Consider the following 25,468-nt stretch of genomic DNA (forward strand, 5'->3'; position numbering starts at 1 on the left):
TAGTGCGCGGGCAATCGCTACGCGCTGTTTCTGTCCACCGGACAGGTTGGCGGGATACGCATCCGCCTTGTCGGAGAGCCCTACTTTACCGAGCAACTCCAGACTTCGCTGCCGGATGATCGCTGAGCTTTCTTTTTTCAACGTCTTCGGTGCCAGTTCCAGATTCGCCTGTACCGTCAGATGCGGAAACAGGTTGAAATGCTGAAAGACCATGCCCATGCGATCCGTAATCTTCCGAATATCCGCGGCACCTGCATACGATCCGTTCTCAGCCAGCGCCTGGCCTTGGATACGAATGGTGCCACCCGAAATATCCTCAAGATGAATCAGGCTGCGCAGCATCGTACTTTTACCCGAACCCGAAGGCCCGATTACGGCAATGACCTCACCCGGCTCCACGTTGAACGTTACCTGCTTCAGCACATCAAGTGTGCCGAATGATTTTCTTAATTGATTCACTTCTATAATATGTGTCATATGCAGACAGTCCTTTAATTGATGAGATTGGATAACTTCATAAACTTCTGTTCCGTTCGTTTTTACTCAAATGTATAACGTTTCTCCAGTGCCTTGAAGAACAAGGTGAGTACCATGGTCAGCAACAAATAAATAATACCTGCAACCAGGAACGGCGTCAGACGGAAATCCCGGTTTACTGCGGCCTGTGCATAATGGAGCAACTCGGGTACGGCAACTGCATACAGCAACGCCGTATCTTTAATTAACGTAATGGACTCGTTCGCCGTCGCAGGCAGTACAACCCGGATCATCTGCGGGATGATGACTTTCGTCATCGTCTGCCATTTGCTTAGGCCCAGTACCTGTGCGGCTTCATGTTGTCCTTTATCAATCGAGAGCAATCCACCTCTGAAAATCTCGGCAAAATAGGCACCATAATTCAAAATAAAAGCTAGTGCTGCCGCCGTGAAACGGTCAAATACAAGATACTCCCCTACGCCTGGAAGCAGCGGCAGACCGAAGCAAAAGAACAACAGCTGAAGCATCAGCGGCGTTCCTCGCATCACATATACGTACGTATGAGCGATCCATGCCAACGGCTTGAATCGGCTTTTCATCAATAAGGTTACTCCAAATCCAAGTGGTACAGACACTATAATAGCCAGCAAAAATAAAAAGATCGTGGTCTGTGCCCCTTCAAGCATGGGCTTCATGATGCCCAATAAATACTCCCAGCTCATCGCAATCGGCTCCTCTAATCTGTTAACCCCGCATTCCGCAGGAGACTTGCTCCTTTTTGGAATCCGGGGTCATGTTGTTTACTACATATGTCAGGCAAGTGGCCTAATCCTATTTCAAAACTTCATCTTCACCAAACCATTTGGTGGAAATCTCGGCTGCTGTGCCATCGGCATTCAGCTCATCCAACGCTTTTTGCAGCTGATTCAGCAGTTCTTCATTGCCTTTTTTCACACCAATGCCGTATTGTTCCGGAGCAAGGGATTCATCCAGCAGTTTGAACGTTCCCTCTTCCTTGGACATGTAATATCTCGCGACCACTTCGTCGATGATGACAGCATCCAAACGTTTCGTCTTGAGATCGGTAAGGGCCAGTACGTTGTCCGGGAATTCGGAAGCATTCACTTTATCCTTCAGAGGACTTGCCGCGAGTGCATCTGCCGCAGAGGACAAGGCCTGCAATCCTACATTTTTGCCATCCAGTTCATCCAGCTTCGTAATCGGTGAGTCCGCGAGTGTGACTGCAACCTGGCTGTTCTCCAGATACGGCTTCGTGAACAGCACTTTATCTTTCCGCTCATCCGTAATCGTGTACCCGTTCCAGATCAGGTCGATTCGGCCGCTGTTCAGCTCCGATTCTTTGGAAGACCAATCAATGGGCTGAAACGTAATTTCTTTACCCATTTTCTCCGCTGCCGCTCTTGCATAGTCAATATCAAAACCAACAATTTCATTCTTGTCATCCCGGAAGCCCATTGGAGCAAATTTATCATCTATCCCCACAATAATGGCATGTTCATCTTTGCTTCCCGAGCTGGAACATCCCGCAACAACAATCATGCATATGCTGATCAATAATAGAAATATCGCTTGTTTTCTCATCTCTCTAACCCCTCCATGTCTATAACCAAACCCAAACGCTTTAGTTCGTTACCACGTTATCAGAGTCTTATAATAACATAGCATAGGAGAAGAGTCGAGCCTCTTACCTTTTCCTTATCTTTGAACCAGCTGAATTGTCAACAATTTGTGAAAAAGCTTCGTTCACTTGCGCGGGCTCCACTAGCTTCTTACGCACCAATGTATCCCACTCCTCAGGTTCCTGAAGGGTTTTCAGTTCCGTTCCGGCCCATTGCTGGGCGGCTTCACGGCTCAAAGTATATTGAACATCCTCAAATGAATAAAGCACATGCTCCAAATTATCAATCCATACAAAATTGGCAGCAGCATTATATACAAGTATTCGTTCCAACTCTTCGGACTTCATCTCGCTGGTATTCATCCTGTAATTGATCTGAGCCGTAAATGTCTCTGGAACCAACTGATACCCATTCAATTGGCCGTTTAGAGGCAAGGCTTGATTCAAATGGCTGAGATTAGAGAAGTCTCCCATATAAGCACTGCGATATTTCGCTAATGTCGCAAAATCATGGACCAAAGGGTCTTGCTGCTCTGCTTCATACTGCGACTGCTTCGCCTCTATTCTCGGATTAACGACGCCCTCAACCACAATAACACCAAAGATACCGAGCATGACCAATGCAATAATCCATTTATTCTTTCCCGTCATATGACATCACCTACCTCATACTTGCCCACGATCCGATACGCCCTTTGCACAATCAAAGGAATAATAATACTTAATAAAGGTATGGCAAAAGCAATTGCGATTACCGTAAATTGATAGGGTCCCTCTACCTGAATCGGTCGACTATACCAGATGTTGCTTCCAAATCGCAGCGCCGCCTGTGTACCCCATAACACAACGATGAGCCCTGCCCATAACCACCACACTCTGCGCGTCCATTGTAAGAACACAGGTGTACGAATAACGGCAGTGTCCTCTGGATCAGTCGAAGTATTTTTATTTTTCATCATGTAAAATACATACGCTCCACCAACAATCACACTCATGATCATAAGCAAATTGTTAATGTTTGCGCCCTGAACCATGACTCTCATTGGAATGGTAATGATCCAGGCCATAAGACTATAGATCAAGGCAGACTGCAACACTGCAGTCCAATAAGGAACGCGATGCACCCTGCGATGATCACTCATGATCTGCTCCATGCCAGCCACATGTTGAATGGCTGTCTGAAAAGCCTGCTCCTCGTCCATACCCTGCTCCATATAATCTTCAATTCGTGCAGCGAGATTACTGTGAATCTCTTCTTTTAACTCCTGATTGGCCAATGTATCCTGTGCATGAATGAATAGATGATCCACATGGCGGGTAATACGAGCTTCCAATGTCATATCCCTTCAACTCCCTTTTCCCCGGAAATAATCATGCAGTCAATCAATGTTTTGGCTGCGTTCCAAGCGTGAACTTGCTGGGTATAAGCTTCCTGCCCCTGCGTTGTAATTCGGTAATATTTGCGTCGTCCTCCCTGGCTCTCTTCCCCCCAGTAGGATTCCACATATCCGCTCTTCTCCAGCCTTTTCAGACTGGAATAGAGTGTCGGTTCCTTTAATTCAAACCGGTCTCCACTCTTGCGATAAATTTCCTTAATAATGCTATAGCCGTAGTTATCCTTCGGTATAAGTACACTCAGAATAATGGGGTCAATGTTGCCTCGAATGAGGTCACTGTTAATCGCTTGTTCATCCATCTGCCAGATTCACCGACTTTCTTCAATCCTGGGTATACTATAAGACATATTACTATGTTTGTAAAGGTAATATGTATCGCATGGTACATATGCGTCGCAATGAGCAACATTCTTCTCTTTTTCTTCGTCTGGAAGATATTAGGGGGGTGGCTAAAATAAATTTTCTCATTACTATAAGAACATTGGCTTCACTCGTGTTCCTTACAACTTTGCTGATATTATCCGGCTGTAATCCTACTCCAAGTAACGGCACAAACGAACCTCCCTCTCTCCCATCGCCAGATACAAAGGAAGCTGAATTGGGTTCACTAGAGGAGAACGCTAAGGAATCTGGACCCAACTTACCCCAGGAACTGCCTACGCCAACTATCCAGAGCGAAAGCGGCATCTCTATTCCAGCTGTACAGGGCAGTTATTGCTGGGGGGGTATGTGTGCTGACTATGCAGGTGATGTGGAATTGCTGGAAGGTAAAGTACCTGTCTCGGTGTTGGTGGGCGAGAACATATCTATTAACTTGAGTACGGATGTACCGCCTAACGAATTCACTCTGGTTGAATATGTGAACGGGGAGGCACGTCCCATCTCTTTCCGAGAAGGATCATTCCAGTTTGCACAGGAAAAAGGTACTCATTATTATGGAGCCTTTATCGGCTGGTCTTCCCCAAAAAATTCGCAGGTTTCCTTGGGTGATACCTCTTTTGCCTTTGTAATCCGTGGTGTCGAAAAAAAATAGAACCAAACAAGGCCCCTCCAATTTTGGAGAAGCCCTACTCATTTTTATCTATTGTTGCACTTTCTCCCGATCTTTCCCTTTATCCGATTCACCCGCATTTTTGTTGGCGGCATCGCGATCCTGCTGCATCTCCTCAACGGTTTTCACTTTGAGACGTGCAGCACCTTCATATTCCTTCGTAGGAATCAGGTTGCCTGCAGCAAGTCTTGCTTCTGCCGCAGCAATGGCCTCACCATATTGAGGCAACCATTCGGCTTGAGCGACCAGCATCTCGTCAACCATTTGCCAGATTTCTTTTGGATTACATACCGCACCTACGAGTGGGTCCATCATGAACGCTTGACGCAATAGTTTGTCGTCACCATGTACCGCAGCTTCCACCGCAAGTCGTTGTACGGAAATGCTCACATTACACACGGCAGCCGGGCCGAGTGGCAGGTCGCCTACATGTGGCATCGAAATACCATTACGATCCACATATCCCGGTGCTTCGATGATCGCATCATCAGGCAGGTTGGAGATCACACCGTTATTGACGGTATTGAAGTGTCCGCGGTATACGCGTCCCGTTTCCAGCCCTTCTATAATGTAGGAACCATGTTCTCCGCCTCGTTTTTCCGGGGCGAATTGCATTGGCTCATCCTTCATCCAGTTCGGGAAATCAGTCTCAAACCAATTTCTTCCCTCTGTACATACACGCAGGTACCCGCCCGTCTCGCCGTTAATCCAGCTGTCCAGATCAATCCAGTCCTTGATCTCTTCCGGACGTTTGCGGTACCAAGGCACATATTCGCTAAGGTGACCATTCGATTCCGTACTGTAATAACCAAATCGGCGCAGCATATCAATCCGCACTTTCTCGGTACGGCTATACTCTGGATGTTTCTCGAAAGCTTCGAGCAAATCACCCGTAAGGTCTTTACCTTCATGGGAAGCCTTGACGTACCAGGTCTGATGATTAATTCCGGCACATACGATATCCACTTCATTCATTTTCAGTCCAAACGCTTCCGCAATCTGGTGATGCCCATGCTGTACCCCGTGACATAATCCAATCGTGCGAACACCGCCATACTTGTTGCAGGCCCATGTCAGCATAGCCATCGGGTTGGAATAATTGAGGAGCAGCACATCCGGTGTGCTTTGTTCACGAATATCTTTACAGATGTCGAGCATTTCGGCAATTCCACGCTGTCCGTACATAATCCCACCTGCACACAATGTATCGCCGACACATTGATCTACCCCATATTTGAGCGGAATATCTACATCGGTTGCAAAAGCTTCCAACCCTCCCACACGGATTGTACACAGTACATACTTCGCATCCTTGAGCGCTTCTCTCCGGTCTGTTGTCGGCTGAATCTGAATATTCAGTCCATTCTCGCGAATATCGCGCTGACACAGCTCGGTAACCATGTCCAGATTGTGCTGATTGATATCACAGAACGCAATCTCAATATTGTTGAATTCCGGTACCGCGAGCAAATCCCGCAGCAACCCCCGCGTAAATCCGATACTGCCTGCCCCGATAAATGCCACTTTAAACGACATGCACAGTTCCTCCCGTAATCCGAAACGATTGGCTTCGGTTAATGACTTCATTCAGTAACACTTGCAATTGAATTGAAGTTGCCTGATGAAATCATTGTAACAACGGTACATAAGGAAGCGTTATCAAAATCATGACCAGTTCACGAAGTAGCTGTCAAAAATCCTCACTTTTGTGTCCGAAGATCATTCTGCCTATCCTGCTCAGATAAAAACAGAGTACCTATTCCCCCTATTATTCCAGTGGATAATGACTGACATGTCGCTCCATCGAGGAACGGAATTCAACCGGAGTTCGGCCTGTATATTTCTTGAACAACATATGAAAATACTGTCTGCTCCCCACGCCAACGTAATCGGAAATTTCGGAGATTGGAATATCGGTCTGTTGCAGCAGCATCTTCGCCTTTTCCATTCGGAGCATCGTGAGGTAATCGGTAGGCGTGCGCTGCGTGTGCTGGCGAAAAATACGGTGCAAATAGCCTGGATGCAGATTCACTGCTGCTGCGATATCCTTCATTTGAATATTACGATCCATATTGTGATGCATGAATTCAATCGTACGTTTCACGTACAGCTCCGTCTGATCCAACGCACTTCGGTTGAATTCCCCGCGCAGTCTTGCGACCCGAACCAGCAGTTGGATAAACAACGTGCGTACCAGCGTACCTTGCTCAGGCGACTTCAGATCACGGGATTCGCGATGATGCGAGCGTTCCTCCGGCGGAATAATCCGCATAGGTGCAGAAGATCGACCCTGCTCCATCAGTCCACGCTGATCCAGCTCCAGCACTAGGCTTTTCATTATGTGGTACACCTCTTCCGGGTCAGGCAAAACCACATAAGGCGTGGCTTGTACTAGAAAAGCATGGACTTCCTCCTCTTCCAGTGCGAGCTGGCGAATGGAAGGCTGGCCTGGCTGCGATCTGGAAACTCCAAATTCCACATTGAGCATACGGCACGGGACGCCATCCTCTACCAGCAGACGGTGTGGAACCCCCGCGTCCAGCAGAATGAACTGCCCTTTTTTCAATACTGCCTGTTCCGAGCTGCCATCCGGCATCTGTACATCGACCCGGCACATTCCCGAAATAATGTACATGATCTCCGTGGAATCATGATCGTGATAGGACATCTGGTAGTTGTCCCATTGCTTGTAATAATACGCGTAGAAACGCGGTCCATAATCCTCCATGCGCAGTTTCTCCTGAAACAGACTGCCTGTCCAATGTTTTGCTTCCAATGCCTGCACCTCCGTTGCTGCAACGATCCTCACTTTTCTCCATTGTAGCAAGTCTCGGCGATGTATTTCACCATGTAATTGAAAAATCATTGCGATTATAAATTAGATAAACATATAATTAGTTATAAATCTAATCAATTTTATTTTATCTAATCTAATCTATAACGAGGAGGTAGTGAGGCTATGAAAACTACATTTTTTCTGGTGAGGCATGCATTAAAAGAAAAGCGCATCGGTGATGTTCCCATCACATCCGAGGGAGTTGTACAAGCTAAGTCGACAGCACATCATTTGGCTAACGTACCTGTCACCAAAATCATTACAAGCCCACTTCAAAGAGCGATCAACACTGCGGCACATATTGCTCTCCAAACAAACATTACAGTGACTGAAAACTCGCGTCTGCGGGAACGCGCCAACTGGGGTGACCTGCCTGAACAAACCTTTGAGGAATTCATCGCGATGTGGGACCGATGCACAAATGATCCAGACTATCTCCCACCCGTAGGTGATTCCTCTAAGCAAGCAGGCGAACGTTTGGCCTTTTTCCTAACGGAATTGACGAGTGTAGAGCCACCAGACAGCTATATCGTTCTCGTTACTCATGGAGGGTTAATTACAGATTTTCTCGTAAACACATTCCCAGAGCATGAACTTAACGTCTGGCATCCTGATTTTATCGCGATGCAAAGTCAACTGATTCCCGAATGCTCCATCACCACATTGATTCATGAAAACGGGAAGTATACTATTCAAGATTTTGCATCCGTAACACATTTGAAATGATGATGCCGTCTGTTGTTTCGGTTTGACCATATCAAAAAAACTCCGGGTAACCTCCCGTACGCCTAAACGCACCGAGGTTACTCCAGAGCCTCTTAATACAACAGTAAACACTTTTTATAACAAAATAATACTGTTGGAAACACTTGGATTTAGGTTTTCCAAATACGTTCAACAGTATCAACATACTGGTATTACGTCCTCAAACCCCAACCATCATATGATCATCTGAGGATTGGGACACTTCTCAAATCTCACTTTTCACCCTTACCCGACTTGGGCGTGTGGAACTTCGGCAGCGTAACCTTCGACCAGTCGATATCCGATGCCATGTAGAAGGATGGGTAGGACGGCTGATTGTATCCACTGTTCTGTCCAGCAATGCCGACACGATACATCGCATCGTGCATCAGCGTGTACAGTTTACGGTCAGTCTTCTCGGTGCTCAGGTAGATGCGGATCGCCGAGCTGTCCTCGGTTCTCACCAGCATCTCTTCCCGCCAGTCCCCGAAGATATCCGCTACGAGAGATGGCGTACCCTTGGTATAATTGTTGGTCAACGTGCCGTTCGCGGTCAGCAGCGTGCCCCGATTCCAATCCTTAATCGTAGGCGTGACATTAATGGCACCATCCACGATTTGAGTTGTCATATCAGCGGCCCAGCGAATATTCATATTGGTACCAGGGGCTTTATCGGTTATTTTCTCACCGCTGGCTGTCCACAATCCCACAGCCCATGTCTCCAATCCACGACGAGTCGGGTCCACATCACCGATCATGCCACGTCCGGTATCTTTGCCCGTGTACCCGCCATAGATCACTTCCCCAGTCTTCGCATCCCGCAGGGAATATCCGTATGGTGCCCAAGGGCCACCCTCATGCACCATGAAGATCTCCAGCCCCGGACGATCCGGATCAATATCCGCTACATGAAGCGCATCCCCATGCCCCAGACGTGCAATCGTTCCCGGAGCAGCACTCTCCGCTGGCATCAGGTCCTTGGAGCTGTACAACACACTGCCATCATGATCAATCGTGGCCGAGCCGTACACAATCTCCTGTTTACCGTCTCCATCCACATCAGCGACACTGAAATAGTGCGCGCCTTGCGTTGTAATTGAGCCATACACCGGATCTGTACCGTCCACTCCATGCGGACCGTCATTGAACGGGTTCTTCATTGGCGTCCAGCCACTGTCCACTTTCCATTCACGCTTGAGCTTTTTGCCATCCCAGTTGTAGGCGACCATGGTCGAACGTGTGTAGTACCCGCGTGCAAAGATCGCAGACGGTTTCTTTCCATCTAGATATGCCACGCCTGCCAGGAAACGATCTACCCGGTTCGCTGGTTCAATACGCGCCATTGCGTAATCGCCCCACATCAACCCATCGTCCTGCCGTCCCGGCTCATAAGGAATGGTCTCCAGCTCTTTGCCCGACTCTCCTTCGAACACCGTTACATACTCAGGTCCATCGACGATAAAACCTTCGAACTTGCGCAGCTCATTCTTGTCACTGCGGCTTGGTGCATACACATCAATGAAGTAATCGGCCAAGCTCTCAGCATCCTTCTGAGACAATGGATAACTATACTTTTTCTCAATCCCAAAAGCTTCCTCCAACGTAGCAGGCCAGTTGCCCTTCACAACCTCTTCATGTTTATGCCAGTTTTTGAACATATCCACGACATGATCATAGTAGCCATCTGCACTTAAACGGTAATCATCTTCGTTGGAGTATCCTGCCTTGCTATCCTGCTTCGGAAGGGTGATGTATTTCTCGGAAGTGACCTTTCCTTTTTTGTTATATTGGATGATCTTGGTTCCCGGTGCAGTCTTGAACATCATCTCAGCCTTGCCATCCCCGTCAAAATCATAAACGAGCATCTGTGTATAATGAGCACCCGAACGGATGTTAACCCCGAGATCGATCCGGTACAACAATTGTCCGTCCAGCGTGTAACAATCCACGTACGTTTTACCGGTGTAGCCTTTTTGCGAGACATCCTTGGAGTTAGAAGGGTCCCATTTTACAAAAAACTCATACTGACCGTCCCCGTCCACATCGCCCACACTCATGTCATTCGCAGAATACGAGTAGGCTTCTCCCACTGGCGTCACACCATCGGCCGGTTTTTGCAAAGGAATATCGACGTAGCCGTTCGCCCAAGGTTTGACGGATGCACTGTGTTTACTCTCCTTGCCCTTCTTGCTTACCGCTGCCAATTCATAACGGGACGACGATTTGCCTGCGGCATCAACATAGTTGGTGCTGTCGGTGACCGTAGCAATCTTCTTGCCATCACGATATACGTTGAAATCCGTGCCTGTCAGACCTTTATCGCTATACCCTGTGGCCTCGTCACCAAGCAACCTCCAACTGAGAAAAACACCCTCGGAAGTAGACGCCGCAACCAGACCGCGATCAAGATACTCAAGCTGAATGTCTTTCAAAGAACTCCCCCCCTTATGTGACTGCACGCTGGCCTCTGCCGCGCTGTTCTCACTGGAAGCTGCTGCTCCGCTCGCACCTGCTGTTCCCGCAACGAGCAAAGCAACGCTTAGTGCCGAAGACAGCATTTTGGCTGCAAGTGGCATACGCACCTTCCTGCGATTGGAGTACATACCTGAAACCGATCCTTTATGTATCGGCGCTAATGTTTTGGATTTCATCGACCTTCACTCTCCTTGAGACAGAATGGGTGATGCTTATGGCTGTGCTTGGATCGTTGCGACATCCGTCAATCCATACAGACGTTCATATCCTTCAAATTTTACTGAATGCGCTTACAAAAATATAAATGAATAGCTCTCCTGAACAGACTTCTTTGACTCCGTCCCCCTTCCATTCCCTCTCCATTAGAGCAGCTTCATCCTGCCCATCGGGTATTATTATAGACATCCCACCTGCTGTGACATAGGCAAATATCCGTCCAAAACGATCAATATTCAGTGTTGTTCAGGTCTCTAACGATACGAGCACACCTTATTCAGAAGATTAACGGGCTATAGAAAGTCTAACGAACTCCAGTAACGTTATCTGGTAAAAACCATCGAAACAGAGTGAACACAGGGTGAAAACCTGGTAATAACGTGTATACGATTCGTTAAAACACTGCACCAGCTCCATTACACGAAATAAGACGCACTCCATTCGTTAAAATTGAAAAAAGGGACGTTCCCCAGTCATGTTCATGACTGGGAAACGCCCCTGTTTTGTATTCGCTCCTTTTAAGGCTCAATGCCCCAGACCAGGGTACCGCCTTTGTAGAGGGTCACCTTGTTCCAGTCCTGATAGGATGTTTTGGTTGGATCGTAGGAATAATCATTGGTTTCATCTAAGTTGCTCCAGTCCGTTTTGTACATGCGGAGCTGGATATCCCCCGACTGTCCACCTGCCTGGATCGCACCTGCTCCAGAAGTGAAGCTCAGCTCCACATAGGAATCGGTGAACGTGCGCTGGATGTTGGCTCCGCCAACTTGAGCGTAATCGACAGCAGAGTCCATCGCTGCGGTACCTTCTTTGGAGAAGTAATAACGGATTTTCAGATCACTCAGATTTACAGCCGTGTTACCTACGTTTTTGATGTTGAAATACGGTTTAATTTGGTTATCTGCCGCGTTGGTATCTCCCGCACGATATTGCAGAACCAGGTCACTGGTCGGAACAACTACACTTTGCGGTGTTGCGGAAGCTGCGGCAGAATTGACACTTTCCCCGGCAGCGTTCACGGCACTAACCACATAATGATAGGTCGTTCCATTGGTCAGACCCGTATTGGTGTAGGATGTGCCGATCACATTGGCAGCAACCGTAGTGAATGGACCCGATGCACTCAACGCCCGTTTCACGTTATAACCTGTCGCTCCTGCCGAAGCCGCCCAGGTCAAGCTGATTTGAGCATTGCCTGCCGTAGCTGTCAGCGCTGTTGGTGTAGCAGGGGCAGTCACACCTGCTACTGGTACCGCACTTTTTACAGCCGAATTCACACTCTCACCCGCAGCATTCACGGCACTAACCACATAATAGTAGGTTGTACCATTGATCAGACCTGTGTTGGCATACGATGTGCCTGTCACGCCCGCAGCAACCGTAGTGAATGGACCCGACGCACTCAACGCCCGTTTCACGTTATAACTAGTCGCACCTGTAGAGGCTGTCCAGCTCAGGGAAACCTGTGCGTTGCCTGCTGTCGCAGACAGTGTTGCCGGAGCTGCTGGAGCTGTCGTTCCACCCCCTCCACCATTGCTGGCTGGAAGAACAGGGAATGAGTTTTGCACCAGCATGACGAATTGGTCATGGAACCAGTGACCCGACACTGGTGCGTTAGGCAGTGCACCCGTCAATACACCATCACGAGTTGTAAAGGTTGGATCACACATCCGGTCGAAGCCTTTTCCTTCGTTGTTCGGAATTTCCGAGCTGGAGCCATCAGACTCCCCTGGAGGTTTGACCCATACATAGGCATCCAGATGGGCTGGTCCTGGTGCTGCTTTAGGTGCTTCACCTATGCCTGCTCCACTGTTATTACACCAGTTCCCCCGGTGATCGCGCTTATCCACACGCCCGGAGTTCACGTACGTGTTAATATCACTGCCTGTGGCAGACGTTGGACGATTCACCCCGCCCCATCCATTACGGCTGGTATCAATGAGGAAGCCCGTGCTGGCCGGCCAGCCTGCTTGTACAAATCCGCTATACAGTGCCGCAGTGAAATCGGTTTCGTCAAAGTAAGGGTTCCACTCATAAAACTTGGAAGACTTGATCGGTTGTCCGCCAATATTCAGATCCGGATTAGGCAGATTCGGTTCATTCAGCGGTGTGCTGTTCGCTGTGTTCGTAATGAAGCCATCGGCGCTATTCAGACCTGCTGCTGTTCCTTGGACAACACTGGTATACAGCGAAATTGCACCTGTACGGTTGTTATCCCAACCAAGCCAGCCGGAGTGACCAATATCCAGGTAGTTGTACACATTCGGAATGGCATGCAGCTTTTCCAAGGCGTATTTCACACCAGCTTCATAGATGCCTGTTGAACTCGCCTGGGCACAAGCTGGTGTACTGAGATTGGTTACCAGATTGGGCAGACTGTCCGGCTCAATGATAGCGATGATGCGAATGTCCTGATACTTGGGCTTTGCAAAAATATCGGCAATTACATTGATATAATCATTTTTATAAGTCTGCAGTGCCGCCTGTGTTAGTGGAAGTTCACCATTGGATGCAAGGGCATGACAATCCCGCCCAGGTAAGTTGTAGATAACGAATGAAGCGGTAATTGGAGTACCTGACTTCTTTTGTGCCAAGGCGGCATCCAGATGCTGCTCCACACTTTTGCGTCCGGCATTGTCTGTTCCACCATTAATGGCAGCAATACGGTCGATCCAGACTGCCGTTGGATAGGATTTCACCGTTTCCATCTTGGCTTTTAACGCTGCATCACTGGTGAGAGCAATGGACGTATCCACGAGAGCGGAATAATCCTGGTTTAAATACGACGTAGCTCCGACAAACGGATTATCCACATGCGCTTCAGCCGCCTGACTCACTCCTGGAGCCATGCCCGGGAAAATGCCCGCCGCGAGCAGCGTTGCTGCCAGCATTTGTTTTACACTTCTGCGAAGCACCTTTCCGCCTTTCGATAAGGTTTTCGATTTAGTCATTAGGGTTCCACCTTTCCTGTACTTGGATTGGGTATATACTCATGTCTGATCCTCTGTGTCGGCAAGATGCTATGCACGGTAGAGAACGTATGGATGAGCTGTAGGGACTTCACCTCCATGAATGTAGTTCAATTGGGACAAGCCAGGTCAACAACAATAAGGTGTGAAACAAGAAACAGAAATGGTGTCTTACACTGAGGTTAAGGGACAAAGCAAGGGGGATAACATCTGTAGGTGTGTGCGGGTGATTTTTGGTGAACGGCTTTCAAGGCATTGCTCTGACTTAATTAAAGTAAGCGCTTACTTTTAGAGGTTTTAAAAAAAGGCTTACCCTCGATACAAACCTCACATCGCGTGTCCACCTCCTTATGAATCGATTATACTCCATGTAAATATTACTGTAAATTGAATTTATTAAATTTTATTATATTTAATTCCATAAATCAGGCAGGAATTCTGAGATGTGCCTCCCCAAGCCATAAAAAAGGCTCATCACGGGCTTTTCTCCCGTGATGAGCTAATTGACATAGCATATTCTCATGCTCTTTTTTTATGGAAGCACAACAATATCTCCTGGTTTCAAGCCGTTCAATACTTCAGTCTTGTCATCTGTCTCGATGCCTGTTTGAATCGTCTGCTGTACATATTGCCCGTTGCCCTGATCCAGCATCACATATGCCGTATCCTGATCTCGCATGACCGCCAGCGTGGGAACGACCGTCGCTTTCTCCTTGCGCAGCGTTTCAATCTTGCCCTCCAGACTTAATCCACCGATCAGCTTGGCGTTTGGCTTCAAATCAATGACAATATCGAATTGGGAAGGCTGTTTCAGATCTGTTTCCGTTCCCTTTTTGGCAAACTTGGAGATTTTGATGACCTTTCCGGTTAACGGAACCTCCTTGTTTCCCGTCATATGTACACTTACAGGCATGCCTGTTTGGATTTTGAATAGCTCCTGCTCGCTAATGGCCGCCACAAATTGTAATTTGCCTGTGTCCACAATGGTACCCACATACTGACCTTCGCTCACCATACGTGTCTTGGTCTCCGTATCGTTCATCAGAAACACACCGGATACCGGCGCGTACACGGTGGATAAACCCATGACCGCTTTCTTGGCCTGAACCTCCTGCTCCTTCACAGCGATGGATTCCTTGTTCATTTCGTTGGTCAGTCGTTTTGTTTCCCGCTCGGCGAAGGCTTTCTTCCGTTCTTCTTCAGTAACCCCCAATTGCTCGGGACCCTCTCCCTGAGTAAGACCAATCTCATTCAATTGAGCTTCCAGCCTCGATTTCTCAATATCGGTCTCCAACTGCTGCACTTCCGTCTGCAATGCTTTCGAATCAAGCGAGAACATGACGGCTCCCTTGTGAATGGGCTCCCCATTCTCCACATTCCACTGCTTTATCTTCGAGGCAAAAGGAGCGTACACATCCGTCTGTTTGGCATAAGCCGACTTGCCTTTGACCTGAATTTCCTGCGTGATCGTCTCCTGTGTGACTCCAAATGTAATGGGCTGCGGAGCCTCGATGGGCGCTTCGGGTACCGGTTTATATTGCTGGTACAGAAAATATCCAGCGCCTGCGAGCAGTCCGATCATGATGATTCTCTTTATCCATTTGCCTATTGCCGAATTCTTCATTGCCGTATGTCCCTTCATTGAATCTGTCTGTTGATTCTGTCTGTTAAATCCTTAAATCCCTAAACTGTGCTTTCCTGTATCTCTGCTTTATATTTATGCCGATTTAATTACCTGCAACGCATTTGTACGCGAGGCGCTAATCGCCGGATAGATTCCCGAGAGTACTCCGGTCAACACCGCAAACGCTATACCAGCAGGCAGGGCCGACGTCTCAATAACCACTTGGAGAGGTGTGCTTGCCTCCATCGAGATTTGTCCTTGGAGTAGTCCATTTACTCCCTGAATGGCTCCGTAAGCGATGAAGACACCAACAATGCCGCCCAACACTCCAAGTACAGCAGCTTCAGTAATGAACATCTGCCTGATCTGCCACAGATTGGCTCCCAGCACCTTCATGACGCCAATCTGTTTGCGGCGCTGATGCGTGGACATGATCATCGCTACAATAATAGACAGCGAAGCCAGCAGCATGACGAATATCCCAATGCCCATAGCGGCCTTCTGGTACATGCCAAGCTGTTCCTTCATCGCCTGCTCCTGATACAGATTGCTGTCTGTCATCAGCGTCAGCTTCTGAATCTGCTCCTGCACCTGTGCCACATACTTCTTGTCCTCTACCTTCACGAGCGCCGAGTTCAACCGTCCTGCTGCCGCGGCCTGTGCCTGACTGCTCTGGAACTGTTCAGCGAGCATCCGGGCGGTTTCGAGGGAAACATAGACCTTTTTGTCATACATGGCATTGTTCTCACTCATGCCGCCAGGCACCTTCAGTACACCCGTCACTCGCAAAGGGGAGCTTGTTTTGGCTTTGGACAAATCATTCATGTCCTGATATTTCAGGTTAAACTGTGCCTGAAACAGCTCGGTTTGGGTAGACATCAACGCCATGTATTGCTGTAGAAACTCGTCATTAAACGAATCCTCCATGAGCTTGTTGTTCAGTTCGCGGATCACCTCGGCGTCCACAAGTCCGAAGGTTGCACCGTAATTCACAATAGCGGCTCCGCTGATCCCCGATGCCCCGCCTTTGTCAAAACGGTAGCCGAAACGGCTCAATGATCCAAGCTCTGTACCGATAACTTCCACATTGGAGCTTTTGCCATCCAATGTAGCCATCTCCAGCATATCCAGCTTCAGCATCGGAGCAACGGCGACGACATGCGGAAGGCTGGAAATAATATCGATTTTCCGAGCCGTCAGCGCTCCTCGTTCGAAGGTGGACGTCTGCCCATTGCTTCCGCCCGAACCGATTCCCTCATTGGGGGATACTGTAATCTCATCCATTTTGTAATTCTCGTTTAACGTTTTCTCACCATAGACCTGTACCGACTGCCCCACGCTTAACGCGATAATCATGGCCGCACAGCCGATGGACAGGCCAATCATGCACAGAAGAGTAACCACCTTTCTGCGCACAATCTGTCCCCATGACATTCGCAACACATCCAGAACTCTCACAACCGCTCTCCTTGCTCTACTGCCTTGGACTGGCCGCTCTCCACCAAGCATCCGTCCTGCAATGTAATGACAACCTGCATCTGCTCCGCCACTTCAGCCTCATGCGTGACAATAACGAATGTTGTATGCATCTCCCGATTCAGCTGTTGCAAAATGGAAATAATCTCTTCCTCCGTTCGGGTATCCAGGTTCCCGGTAGGCTCGTCCGCGAATATGACGGACGGCTCCGTAATCAGTGAACGCGCAATGCTGACGCGCTGCTGCTGCCCTCCTGATAGCTGGGAAGGGAATAATTCGGACTTGCCGACAAGGCCAACCTGTTCTAGCAGGTGCATCGCCTTTTGCTTACGCCGTGATGGGCGAATGCCCTGAAACACGAGCGGCAGCTCCACATTTTCCCGAATTGTCAGGTTCGCAAGCAGCTCATACGCCTGAAAAATAAAGCCAATATGTGTCCGGCGGAATTCCGCCAGTCGGTTCTCACTCATACGCACAATATCCTGATCTGCAATAAGGATCTTGCCTGTGTCCGGCTTCATCAGACCTGCCATCAGATGCAATAACGTCGATTTGCCTGAACCGGAGCTTCCCAGCAGTGCAACCATCTCACCCTTACCCACGGATATGTTAATGTCCTGCAATACGGGAACAATCCCTTGTGCATTGCGGAACGTGTGTGATACCTGTTCAACTCGCAGCATGAATCCGGCTTCCTCTCATCGATGTAATAGAGGTAATTATAGCCATCAGATGTATCGGTCCAATCTGGACTTGTATCCAATTTGTAAAATCAGCCTTTAGCTGCATTGGATTGAAAGGCCTTCTTTGGATTTATGCAACATGTTCAAATCACAAAAAGACCCTATGGGTTCAGTCCTTAACATAGCGACTTCATTCCATAGGGCCTAATTTCTGAGCATTCCATATTCACATCTTTACCAAGCTCGGAAGCTAAACCGATATAACTCGCTTTTTTCCATAGAGCTCCCGACAACAAAGAGATTGCTGTCATTCCATTTCAACTTGATAAAGTAATCAATATTCCGGTAGATAACCGTATCGGACCCCAGCTTCCGGTCATTCAGATAGGCAATGTGCACCTCATTCTTCTGTCCTTCGAGTGTCAAAAAATAGGCAATGCGGGACTCCTCCTCATCCAGATCGAAGCTCCAGATGGGCCCTTTGACCAGCAGCTCAAACTTCTTGGTATCCGCTCGATATCTGTACAATCCCTGTTCGTTGTTGATCATGCCCTGAATCAGCATGTCCCCATTCTTCAAAACCTTAAACTGCTGTATATCCTGGGCAGGGGTGTATGCAGTGATATCATTTTTGTCGTTCAGAGAGAAGCTATAGACCGCGTAATTTTCTTTCAGTTTAACCAGCACATACACCCGTGATAAATCCCGGCTAATCTCATATGAATCCAGCATAATCAGGGTATCATCCGGACTGGAAATATTGCTCGTCTGTGCAACCTTGGCAACTAACTCATCATAACTGTACAATTCATGTTTCTTTCCTGTCTTTAGCTCCACCATGTTGAACACCAGGTCATCATATCCGATGTAGGATTCATTACCTACAAAGACGCGTGAATAGGAGTTGTCATTCTTCAGCTTGAGATGTTCTCCTGTTTTCAAATCATATTCATAGGTTGTCTTCTGCGCCTGAGTCGATCGGTACTGTGAATAAATCAGCTTGCTCTGATCCGGACTCAAAGTAATCCCATACTCTGTATTCGTGGCGATGTCCTTCAAGAGATTATCATCCATATGCAGCTGCGACAGCTTGATCCCGGTATAGGAACGATCCGGCCGATTCAATATGACCGTGTTGGGATCTGCTACCTCAAAATCATAAATGGCAAAGTCATTGGGCAGCTTGGTAGCCGACTCAATCTGAATGGTGTTGCTTGGCGGTGGTGCGAGGCGGCTGTTGAACTGTTTATCCGGCAGAATGACGGTTCTGGGCTTCCCATGTCCAATGCTGAACAGGCTACCAATGCCAAAGATACCTCCGACAAATACAATCAGCAAACCGGATAACATAAGCATATCGCGATATCTGCTCCAAAATCCTCGTTTCTTCATACGTCCGATTCTCCAGGCAGACTGATATTCACCTGTGTTCCCTTGTTTAATATACTCTTCATCTCCACCGTTCCCCCATGCTGCTCCACCGTGTTTTTCACAATTGACAAGCCCAGCCCAGCGCTTCCCTTCTCTGTCCTGTTCATCCCGTTATCCCTGTAAAAGGGTTCAAATACATGCTTCAACGCTTCCTCCGGAATGCCTTCTCCTTCATCACGAATCAGTATGGCTACCGAATTCCCCAGCCGAAACGATTGGACCTGAATGATGGAATTCACATTCCCGTATTTGACCGAGTTATCCAGCACATTCAAAAAAACTTCCTTGAGCTTATTCCAGTCCCCCTGGACATACAGCAATTCTTCCAGCTCATAGCGAATGCCAATATTGTACTTGCCCGCCTTGATGGACATGTCTTCGCAGGCTTCCCGAATAATATTCGATACATTCACCCGCTCAAAACGGAAGGTCTGAATCGGTGTGGACGATACGGTCACTTCAAGGATATCCGCAACCATGACGTTGAGGCGTTGGCTCTCGTTGATAATATATTTCAACCCTTTGTCGAAGAACACTTGATCCGTAAATCCATTATCCCGTAGAATCTGGGCATACCCCAGTATCGTGGTCAGTGGTGTCTTTAATTCATGCGTCACATTGTCAAAAAAAACCTTGTTGCGTGCTTGTAAATGCTTGACCTCATCCCGTTCTCTCTCAATCACGTCAATCTGCTCCTTTACCCGAGCAATCATGACGGTAAAGCTGGAAGCCAGCTCTCCAATCTCATCCTTCGTTGAGATGTGGATGTCTGCATTCAGGCTGCCTTGTGCAACTTCGGCTGAACGTTTTGTCAGCACACGAATCGGCTTCGTAATCTGGCGTGAAATAAAGACAGATCCAATGAAAACAAACACAAAAATGACGGCTGCAAAGCCCTTGATGGTGTTCTGAAATCGCAGATGCCGTTTGAACAGATCCGTATAATCCCTTTCCAGCTGGATAATGCCAAGGATGCTCCCCTCCGACAGCACAGGAAAGGACAGATTCCCTGTTACTCTGCCTTTGGCCACCACGGTTGTATAGGCGATCTTTGATTTCATGGCAGCCTGTAGATCAGAGGTTTGAGCAGCAGCCAGCTTCGCCTCCGCACCCACGTTGCTAAACGGAGTGCCATCAGACCGATAGACTATGACCTTGCCGCCTACTGCGGAGCCGATCTGTTCTGCGAGGTCCCGATTCCCTGTTCCCAGGGAGTCCTCACTAATCCGTTTATTATGAATCAGGAAGTATTGATTGAGCGCGATATCCAGATTTTTTTTGGATTGCACCATGTCCTCCTGCACTTCCCTGTACATGTTCTCCTCACCCACTTTATTCGAAATAATGAGCAAGGCCGAAAAACCAATAAATACGATGACCGAGAAAAGAACGACCATTTTGAACTGGATCGTCCACTTCATGTATGCACCTGAATATTCAGTTTGTAACCCACGCCAAAGACCGTCTCAATAAGTGAAATCCCCTGCTCCCCGCTATCCAGCTTCTTGCGGATACGCTGAATATGAATGTCTACCGTCCGGGTATCTCCGGGAAAATCAAATCCCCACACTTTATCCAGCAACTCGGACCTTGTATGTACTTTGCGGTGATGGTTGACCAAATATAAGAGCAGATCATACTCCTTATTGGTCAGTCCGGCGCGTTCCCCATCTTTCCAGACTTCACGCTCATCCTTGCGGATCTCAATGTGTCTACCAAGCCGTACCACTTCATAGGACTGATTCTCCAGCGTCTCGCTGATTAGATCAATCCGGCGGAAAATGGCCCGAATGCGCACAACTACCTCACGAATGTCGAATGGCTTGGTAATATAATCGTCCGCCCCCAGCTCCATGCCGAGCACCTTGTCCAGCATATCGGACTTCGCCGTAATCATAATTACGGGAATCTTCGAATTCACGGAAAGTTGTCTGCATACATCGAACCCGCTCATGTCCGGCAGCATCAGGTCGAGCAGGATCAAGTCTGGTCTGGACTCCCTGAGCAGATCCAAGCCCTCTCTGCCTGTTGCTGCTTCAGTCATCTCAAATCCTTCCTTACGCAACGAATAGGATAGGATGTCGCGAATGGACTCTTCGTCTTCAATAATCAAAATCTGTTTCGGTCTCATGATGAATCTTAATCTCCCTGCTCTATGAATTTCATCTGCCTTATATTCTGTATCTCTGCTCTTGGATTGAACAGAGGTTCACCGGAAATGTTACAACTCGGATACAAGTCTGGCGTCTTTGGAAACATCATCCCGATATACTTGGAACACAGAGAACAAACCAGACCGGACAAAGCCAGATCGGTATCCAAAGGGGAAAACATCACGTGAACAAAACAACCATTCATGATGCTTATGTAAACTATAAATCAGAAGTGACACGGTATCTATCTCAGATCGTCAAAAATCAACAGGATGCAGAGGATCTCACGCAGGAGTGTTTCATTCGAATGATGAATGTATCGGCAGACATTCCGGAAGAACGACTTCTCTACTACCTCAAAAGAATTGCCCGTAACCTCGCCATGGATACATTCCGCAAGCGGACCCGTACACTGAAGCGGGACAGTAAGTTGGAGATGCAGACGTATCACTGTGATACATCCGAATTGGAGATCTCTGAAGGTGTTAACGACCTTGTTTCGATCATTAACAATACAGAGCATCGCAAAATTCTTGAATTACGCGTGATTCACGGGTACAGCATCAAAGAAACCGCCCAGCTCGTTAACCGTAGTGAAGGCATGATCAAATCCTCGGTATTCCATGCTGTCAATCGGATTCGGGCCAAAGTCATCTCATAAGAGATGGCTTTTTTTCATGAGCAGAAATGACGTGAAATCAACATCTGATGTTAGAAAGTATCAAAATTTGTTAGATGGAGCATGACAAAGGACTCATTTTTACAAAAGTCGAGTTCGTTTTTACAAATTGTTATGACTATGTGAGATTTTGGTGTGTTAGAATATGGACGAACTCATGTTTCAACTAATATTTGGGAGGGATTTGGTTGGGTAAATTGACACGTATGCGAGGAGTATGGGTAAAATCACTCCTGGCATTGTCCATGGCATTGCCGCTTCAGATTGGATTGTGGAATGGAGATGCATCGGTTCAGGCCGAATGGGCAACAGACCCTGCACCGTTCATTCAGGCAAAGGTTGTTAACGGAAATGCAGGCAAGAAAGTATTGTTCGACAATACTCATGCACAGACAGCTGGAGCAGCTGACTGGGTCATTGACGGAGGCTTCTCAGACTTCGGCAATGCACTCGCGAATGATGGATATTATGTAAAGGAACTGCGCAAGACGACTCCTTTTACCTATGACGATCTGAAAGAATATAACGTGTTTGTCATTGCTGAACCCAATGTTCCCTTCAAAACGACAGAACAGGCAGCCTTGAAAGAGTATGTAGAAAAAGGCGGCAGCATCTTCTTCATTGGAGATCACTACAATGCTGACCGTAACAAAAACCGCTGGGACGGTTCTGAAGCGATTAACGGCTATCGTCGTGGCGCATTCGAAGATCCAGCCAAAGGCATGAGCACAGAGGAGCGTAACTCTGAGGCTATGCAAAATGTAACTAGCAGCGACTGGCTGTCCGATAATTTCGGCGTACGCTTCCGTTACAACGCATTAGGCGATATTAATGCTACTAACATTGTGCCTGCTGGACAGGCATTTGGCATTACAGAAGGTGTATCTGCGGTAGCCATGCACGCAGGGTCCACTCTTGCGATCACCGATCCAACAAAGGCTAAAGGTATTGTATACCTGCCGAAAACGAATGACGCTTGGCCGAACGCTGTTGACCAGGGCGTATACAATGGCGGTGGAGTTGAGGAAGGTCCTTACGTAGCCGTTTCCAAGCTGGGTGCAGGTAAAGCAGCATTTATCGGCGATTCCTCTCCGGTTGAAGATGCTTCACCGAAGTATCTTCGCGAAGAGACTGGCGCTCGCAAAACAACGTATGACGGCTTCAAAGAAGTTGATGACGGCAAATTGCTGGTCAATACCGTTAACTGGCTTGCTAATCAAGAAAATTACACTAGCTTGACTCAAGTGAACGGACTTCAACTGGATAATGCAACAGCATTGCTTCCGTTCGAACAACCTGCTGCTTCCACAGAACCACAGGCTGAACCTTGGGCTGCACCAGCTGCAGGATACAAGTGGTATGATCGTTCCACGTTCAAAGCAGGTTCTTATGGTGGACCAGCTTCAAGCGCGAACGCTTCCTACAGCATCGTGAAGCAGGAAACCCTGCCTAATGCGGAGGATTTCCAGATCCGTGTGGTTGTAGAGAACATGCCTGCTAACACAACCGTTTCCGGTTACAGTGCAGGAATTTACCTGACTGGCGGAACACAGGTCGCCATGATTCAGAATGAAGGTGGTACATGGCCGACTTCGTACGGTTATAGCTCCAACTTTAGCGTAACTTCCGACAGCAAAGGTCGCGCAATCAAAGACCTGAATGTCCGCATTAAATCAGGTACAACGGGCGCTGCCAGCTTGCGTCTGCGTCTGAACGGCAGCAACCTGATCACGACTGCAGTTACCGTCGGCAATGTTCCGGCTGAGCAGCTTCCGGAAGAAGAAGGACCAATCCCGGCAACGATCAGCATTGCTGATGCACGCACCAAAGCAGCTGGTTCAACGGTTACAGTTGAGGGTGTAGTTACTACAGAGCCAGGTGCTTTTGGTGGACAATCCTTCTATCTTCAAGACACCACAGGTGGCCTTTATGTTTTCCAAAGTACTGCCGGCTTCCACGCTGGAGATGTGGTTAAAGTAACCGCAGCAACGGCGCTATACAACAGTGAATTTGAGCTTACGGATATCGTAGCGATCGAGAAAACGGGTACAGCCTCCATCCCTGCTGCCATTGAAGTGCCAGCAGTTACGGCTGCAAACCAGGGTCAACTCGTTCAATTGAAAGAAGTAACTGTTCAGAACATCATCAGTGCAACACCGGTAGGTTCGTTTGAATTCGATGCAGTTGCAGCGGACGGAACAAGCACGCATGTACGTGTGGATACACGCACAGGTGTAACGCAAACGACCTTCCCTTATGCAGCAGGCGATAAAATCAGCGTGACAGGTGTTGCCGCTATTTTCAAAGATGTATTTCAACTGAAGCCTAGAAGCTTGAACGATTTCGTAGCCGTTGAAGAAGGCGGCGAAGAAGGACCTTCGACTCCAGCTGTTGGCGCACCAGGTAAGCCGGCGCTTACATCCAACAATGGTTACAGCAACGGTCTCTCTGAAGGGTCTTATACCGTTACTATGAACCTCTGGTGGGGTGACAATGGCACGAGCTATAAGCTGTATGAAGATGGCGTGCTGATTGACACACAAAAGCTGACAGACGCTACACCAGCGGCGCAATCGGCCCAAACAACGATCAATGGTAAAGCTAACGGTACTTATACCTACGTAGCTGAGCTGTCGAACTCCAAGGGTACAACTCGCAGTGAAGTACTCACGGTGCAAGTTGCGAATGCTGCCCCTGGCAAAGCAGTTCTCTCCCAAGACAATTGGGATGGGGACGGCAACTACAAAGTGACGATGAATCTGTGGTGGGGAACAAACGCATCAGAATACCGTCTCTATGAGAATGGTCAACTGATCGATACCAAAGCACTGAACGCAGTAACACCTAATGCACAAAGCGCTGTGACAGATGTATCCGGTCACGCGAATGGAACGTACACGTATCGTGCTGAGCTGATCAATGCAGCGGGTGTGACAAGCACTGAAACGATTACGGTACAAGTAACGAAATCCGCTGTATCTTTGCCAGCAGCAAGCTAAGTCTCAATAAGGAATGCCTAACGTTTAACCAAGCATTGAAAAACCGAAGCAAGTTTGCCGGGACTCCAGGCACTCGCTTCGGTTTTTTTTCGGTTATTTTTCTGATAAGATCAGTTTCTCTTCAAAATTGTTACCATTCATATCTGTCCACTCAATGACAATAGTTTGGTCTTCATTCCTACTAACCATTGAACCTTTTGTACTCGTTATAGGGAACTCTATAGATTTCGAAGTTAAATCGCTCTCCTTTCTAATTATTCTTCCTTCATTAATGTTAATTTTATATTCTTTAATATCTTCCAAATTATCTTTTTTATAAAATATAGTATATTCTCCATTTTCCGCTCTTTCATTTGTTACTGTCGTATCTAGCTCGCCTCTCCAATGTTCACTCTCTCCCATGAGATTAATTCTTGTTTGCATTTTGGAACAACCAGTGAGAGACATGGCGACTATTAAAATAAGTATAGAAATAGACACCCATAATACATTATTGTTTTTTCTCACAATTTACCTCAATTACTAAATTTATAACTATACAGTATCATAGTATGAGTCTACTTCTAAAACAGTAATTTCATATAGGGCTCAACATTTTGCTGATATTAACTTCCTATAA

At 47.7% G+C, this 25,468-nt stretch carries 21 protein-coding genes; 4 read left to right on the forward strand and 17 right to left on the reverse strand.

Translation table 11 applies throughout. The annotated features are described in order from the left end of the window. The 6 genes from A6049_RS17610 to A6049_RS17635 form a co-directional block, all read right to left on the reverse strand. Positions 1–477: amino acid ABC transporter ATP-binding protein (locus A6049_RS17610; protein WP_145921937.1), on the reverse strand; the 477-nt coding region annotated here is incomplete at its 3' end. A 62-nt stretch (positions 478–539) separates the two neighbouring features. Then, complete coding sequence (locus tag A6049_RS17615; RefSeq protein WP_063565931.1) at positions 540–1,199, reverse strand: amino acid ABC transporter permease; 660 nt, start codon at positions 1,197–1,199, stop codon at positions 540–542. Positions 1,200–1,308: 109 nt separating this feature from the next. After that, positions 1,309–2,079: an amino acid ABC transporter substrate-binding protein gene (locus A6049_RS17620; RefSeq protein WP_063565932.1), complete on the reverse strand. Its 771-nt coding sequence runs from the start codon at positions 2,077–2,079 to the stop codon at positions 1,309–1,311. A 103-nt stretch (positions 2,080–2,182) separates the two neighbouring features. Then, positions 2,183–2,767, reverse strand: a complete 585-nt coding sequence (locus A6049_RS17625; protein WP_063565933.1) for a DUF4825 domain-containing protein — start codon at positions 2,765–2,767, stop codon at positions 2,183–2,185. Beyond that, positions 2,764–3,456 (reverse strand): permease prefix domain 1-containing protein, encoded by a 693-nt coding sequence (locus tag A6049_RS17630; RefSeq protein ID WP_063565934.1) that lies wholly within the window; start codon positions 3,454–3,456, stop codon positions 2,764–2,766. Before A6049_RS17630 ends, A6049_RS17625 begins: the two co-directional genes overlap by 4 nt. Then, positions 3,453–3,812, reverse strand: a complete 360-nt coding sequence (locus A6049_RS17635) for a PadR family transcriptional regulator (RefSeq protein WP_063565935.1) — start codon at positions 3,810–3,812, stop codon at positions 3,453–3,455. The genes A6049_RS17630 and A6049_RS17635 overlap by 4 nt, the downstream gene beginning before the upstream one ends. A 146-nt stretch (positions 3,813–3,958) precedes the next feature. On the opposite strand from A6049_RS17635, the gene A6049_RS17640 reads away from it, so the two are divergent. Continuing rightward, positions 3,959–4,546 (forward strand): hypothetical protein, encoded by a 588-nt coding sequence (locus A6049_RS17640; RefSeq protein WP_143021550.1) that lies wholly within the window; start codon positions 3,959–3,961, stop codon positions 4,544–4,546. Positions 4,547–4,594: 48 nt separating this feature from the next. On the opposite strand, the gene melA is transcribed toward A6049_RS17640, so the two are convergent. Both melA and A6049_RS17650 read right to left on the reverse strand, forming a co-directional pair. Next, a complete protein-coding gene (gene melA, locus A6049_RS17645) occupies positions 4,595–6,100 on the reverse strand; it encodes an alpha-glucosidase/alpha-galactosidase (RefSeq protein WP_063565937.1) in 1,506 nt (501 codons plus the stop codon). Positions 6,101–6,332: 232 nt separating this feature from the next. Then, positions 6,333–7,292 carry an AraC family transcriptional regulator gene (locus A6049_RS17650; RefSeq protein WP_063566056.1) on the reverse strand — a complete coding sequence of 320 codons (960 nt, stop codon included), beginning with the start codon at positions 7,290–7,292 and terminating at the stop codon, positions 6,333–6,335. Positions 7,293–7,523: 231 nt separating this feature from the next. On the opposite strand from A6049_RS17650, the gene A6049_RS17655 reads away from it, so the two are divergent. Then, on the forward strand, positions 7,524–8,126 hold the full coding sequence (locus A6049_RS17655) for a histidine phosphatase family protein (protein ID WP_063565938.1): 603 nt from the start codon (positions 7,524–7,526) through the stop codon (positions 8,124–8,126). A gap of 251 nt (positions 8,127–8,377) precedes the next feature. On the opposite strand, the gene A6049_RS17660 is transcribed toward A6049_RS17655, so the two are convergent. The 8 genes from A6049_RS17660 to A6049_RS17695 all read right to left on the reverse strand — a co-directional run bounded on the left by A6049_RS17660 (position 8,378) and on the right by A6049_RS17695 (position 21,149). Beyond that, positions 8,378–10,720, reverse strand: a complete 2,343-nt coding sequence (locus tag A6049_RS17660; protein ID WP_063566057.1) for a rhamnogalacturonan lyase — start codon at positions 10,718–10,720, stop codon at positions 8,378–8,380. Between the two features lie 633 nt (positions 10,721–11,353). Beyond that, positions 11,354–13,786: a glycoside hydrolase family 6 protein gene (locus tag A6049_RS17665; protein ID WP_063565939.1), complete on the reverse strand. Its 2,433-nt coding sequence runs from the start codon at positions 13,784–13,786 to the stop codon at positions 11,354–11,356. 550 nt (positions 13,787–14,336) lie between these two features. Beyond that, complete coding sequence (locus A6049_RS17670) at positions 14,337–15,428, reverse strand: efflux RND transporter periplasmic adaptor subunit (RefSeq protein ID WP_161490609.1); 1,092 nt, start codon at positions 15,426–15,428, stop codon at positions 14,337–14,339. A 93-nt stretch (positions 15,429–15,521) separates the two neighbouring features. After that, on the reverse strand, positions 15,522–16,886 hold the full coding sequence (locus A6049_RS17675) for an ABC transporter permease (protein WP_063565940.1): 1,365 nt from the start codon (positions 16,884–16,886) through the stop codon (positions 15,522–15,524). After that, complete coding sequence (locus A6049_RS17680) at positions 16,883–17,587, reverse strand: ABC transporter ATP-binding protein (protein WP_063565941.1); 705 nt, start codon at positions 17,585–17,587, stop codon at positions 16,883–16,885. Before A6049_RS17680 ends, A6049_RS17675 begins: the two co-directional genes overlap by 4 nt. Positions 17,588–17,821: 234 nt before the next feature. Next, positions 17,822–18,979, reverse strand: a complete 1,158-nt coding sequence (locus tag A6049_RS17685) for a hypothetical protein (RefSeq protein ID WP_063565942.1) — start codon at positions 18,977–18,979, stop codon at positions 17,822–17,824. Continuing rightward, positions 18,976–20,439 carry a sensor histidine kinase gene (locus tag A6049_RS17690; protein WP_063565943.1) on the reverse strand — a complete coding sequence of 488 codons (1,464 nt, stop codon included), beginning with the start codon at positions 20,437–20,439 and terminating at the stop codon, positions 18,976–18,978. The genes A6049_RS17685 and A6049_RS17690 overlap by 4 nt, the downstream gene beginning before the upstream one ends. Further along, complete coding sequence (locus tag A6049_RS17695; RefSeq protein ID WP_024628875.1) at positions 20,436–21,149, reverse strand: response regulator transcription factor; 714 nt, start codon at positions 21,147–21,149, stop codon at positions 20,436–20,438. Before A6049_RS17695 ends, A6049_RS17690 begins: the two co-directional genes overlap by 4 nt. A gap of 206 nt (positions 21,150–21,355) precedes the next feature. On the opposite strand from A6049_RS17695, the gene A6049_RS17700 reads away from it, so the two are divergent. Both A6049_RS17700 and A6049_RS17705 read left to right on the forward strand, forming a co-directional pair. Further along, positions 21,356–21,832 carry an RNA polymerase sigma factor gene (locus tag A6049_RS17700; protein WP_063565944.1) on the forward strand — a complete coding sequence of 159 codons (477 nt, stop codon included), beginning with the start codon at positions 21,356–21,358 and terminating at the stop codon, positions 21,830–21,832. A 206-nt stretch (positions 21,833–22,038) separates the two neighbouring features. After that, positions 22,039–24,849 carry a chitinase N-terminal domain-containing protein gene (locus A6049_RS17705; RefSeq protein WP_481853018.1) on the forward strand — a complete coding sequence of 937 codons (2,811 nt, stop codon included), beginning with the start codon at positions 22,039–22,041 and terminating at the stop codon, positions 24,847–24,849. A gap of 93 nt (positions 24,850–24,942) precedes the next feature. On the opposite strand, the gene A6049_RS17710 is transcribed toward A6049_RS17705, so the two are convergent. Beyond that, entirely contained in the window at positions 24,943–25,356 is a 414-nt protein-coding gene (locus A6049_RS17710; protein WP_063565945.1) for a hypothetical protein, read from the reverse strand. Positions 25,357–25,468 lie beyond the last annotated feature (112 nt).

It is taken from the genome of Paenibacillus sp. O199, from assembly GCF_001636635.1.
Lineage (GTDB): Bacteria > Bacillota > Bacilli > Paenibacillales > Paenibacillaceae > Paenibacillus > Paenibacillus marchantiae.

What these genes read in the sequence shown, in the direction of transcription:
- A6049_RS17615 (WP_063565931.1), bottom strand. Translation starts at nt 1,199, where the DNA reads ATGAGCTGGGAGTATTTATTGGGCATCATGAAGCCCATGCTTGAAGGG.
- A6049_RS17620 (WP_063565932.1), bottom strand. Translation starts at nt 2,079, where the DNA reads ATGAGAAAACAAGCGATATTTCTATTATTGATCAGCATATGCATGATT.
- A6049_RS17625 (WP_063565933.1), bottom strand. Translation starts at nt 2,767, where the DNA reads ATGACGGGAAAGAATAAATGGATTATTGCATTGGTCATGCTCGGTATC.
- A6049_RS17630 (WP_063565934.1), bottom strand. Translation starts at nt 3,456, where the DNA reads ATGACATTGGAAGCTCGTATTACCCGCCATGTGGATCATCTATTCATT.
- A6049_RS17635 (WP_063565935.1), bottom strand. Translation starts at nt 3,812, where the DNA reads ATGGATGAACAAGCGATTAACAGTGACCTCATTCGAGGCAACATTGAC.
- melA (WP_063565937.1), bottom strand. Translation starts at nt 6,100, where the DNA reads ATGTCGTTTAAAGTGGCATTTATCGGGGCAGGCAGTATCGGATTTACG.
- A6049_RS17650 (WP_063566056.1), bottom strand. Translation starts at nt 7,292, where the DNA reads ATGGAGGATTATGGACCGCGTTTCTACGCGTATTATTACAAGCAATGG.
- A6049_RS17655 (WP_063565938.1), top strand. Translation starts at nt 7,524, where the DNA reads ATGAAAACTACATTTTTTCTGGTGAGGCATGCATTAAAAGAAAAGCGC.
- A6049_RS17660 (WP_063566057.1), bottom strand. Translation starts at nt 10,720, where the DNA reads ATGCCACTTGCAGCCAAAATGCTGTCTTCGGCACTAAGCGTTGCTTTG.
- A6049_RS17665 (WP_063565939.1), bottom strand. Translation starts at nt 13,786, where the DNA reads ATGACTAAATCGAAAACCTTATCGAAAGGCGGAAAGGTGCTTCGCAGA.
- A6049_RS17670 (WP_161490609.1), bottom strand. Translation starts at nt 15,428, where the DNA reads ATGAAGAATTCGGCAATAGGCAAATGGATAAAGAGAATCATCATGATC.
- A6049_RS17680 (WP_063565941.1), bottom strand. Translation starts at nt 17,587, where the DNA reads ATGCTGCGAGTTGAACAGGTATCACACACGTTCCGCAATGCACAAGGG.
- A6049_RS17685 (WP_063565942.1), bottom strand. Translation starts at nt 18,979, where the DNA reads ATGAAGAAACGAGGATTTTGGAGCAGATATCGCGATATGCTTATGTTA.
- A6049_RS17690 (WP_063565943.1), bottom strand. Translation starts at nt 20,439, where the DNA reads ATGAAGTGGACGATCCAGTTCAAAATGGTCGTTCTTTTCTCGGTCATC.
- A6049_RS17695 (WP_024628875.1), bottom strand. Translation starts at nt 21,149, where the DNA reads ATGAGACCGAAACAGATTTTGATTATTGAAGACGAAGAGTCCATTCGC.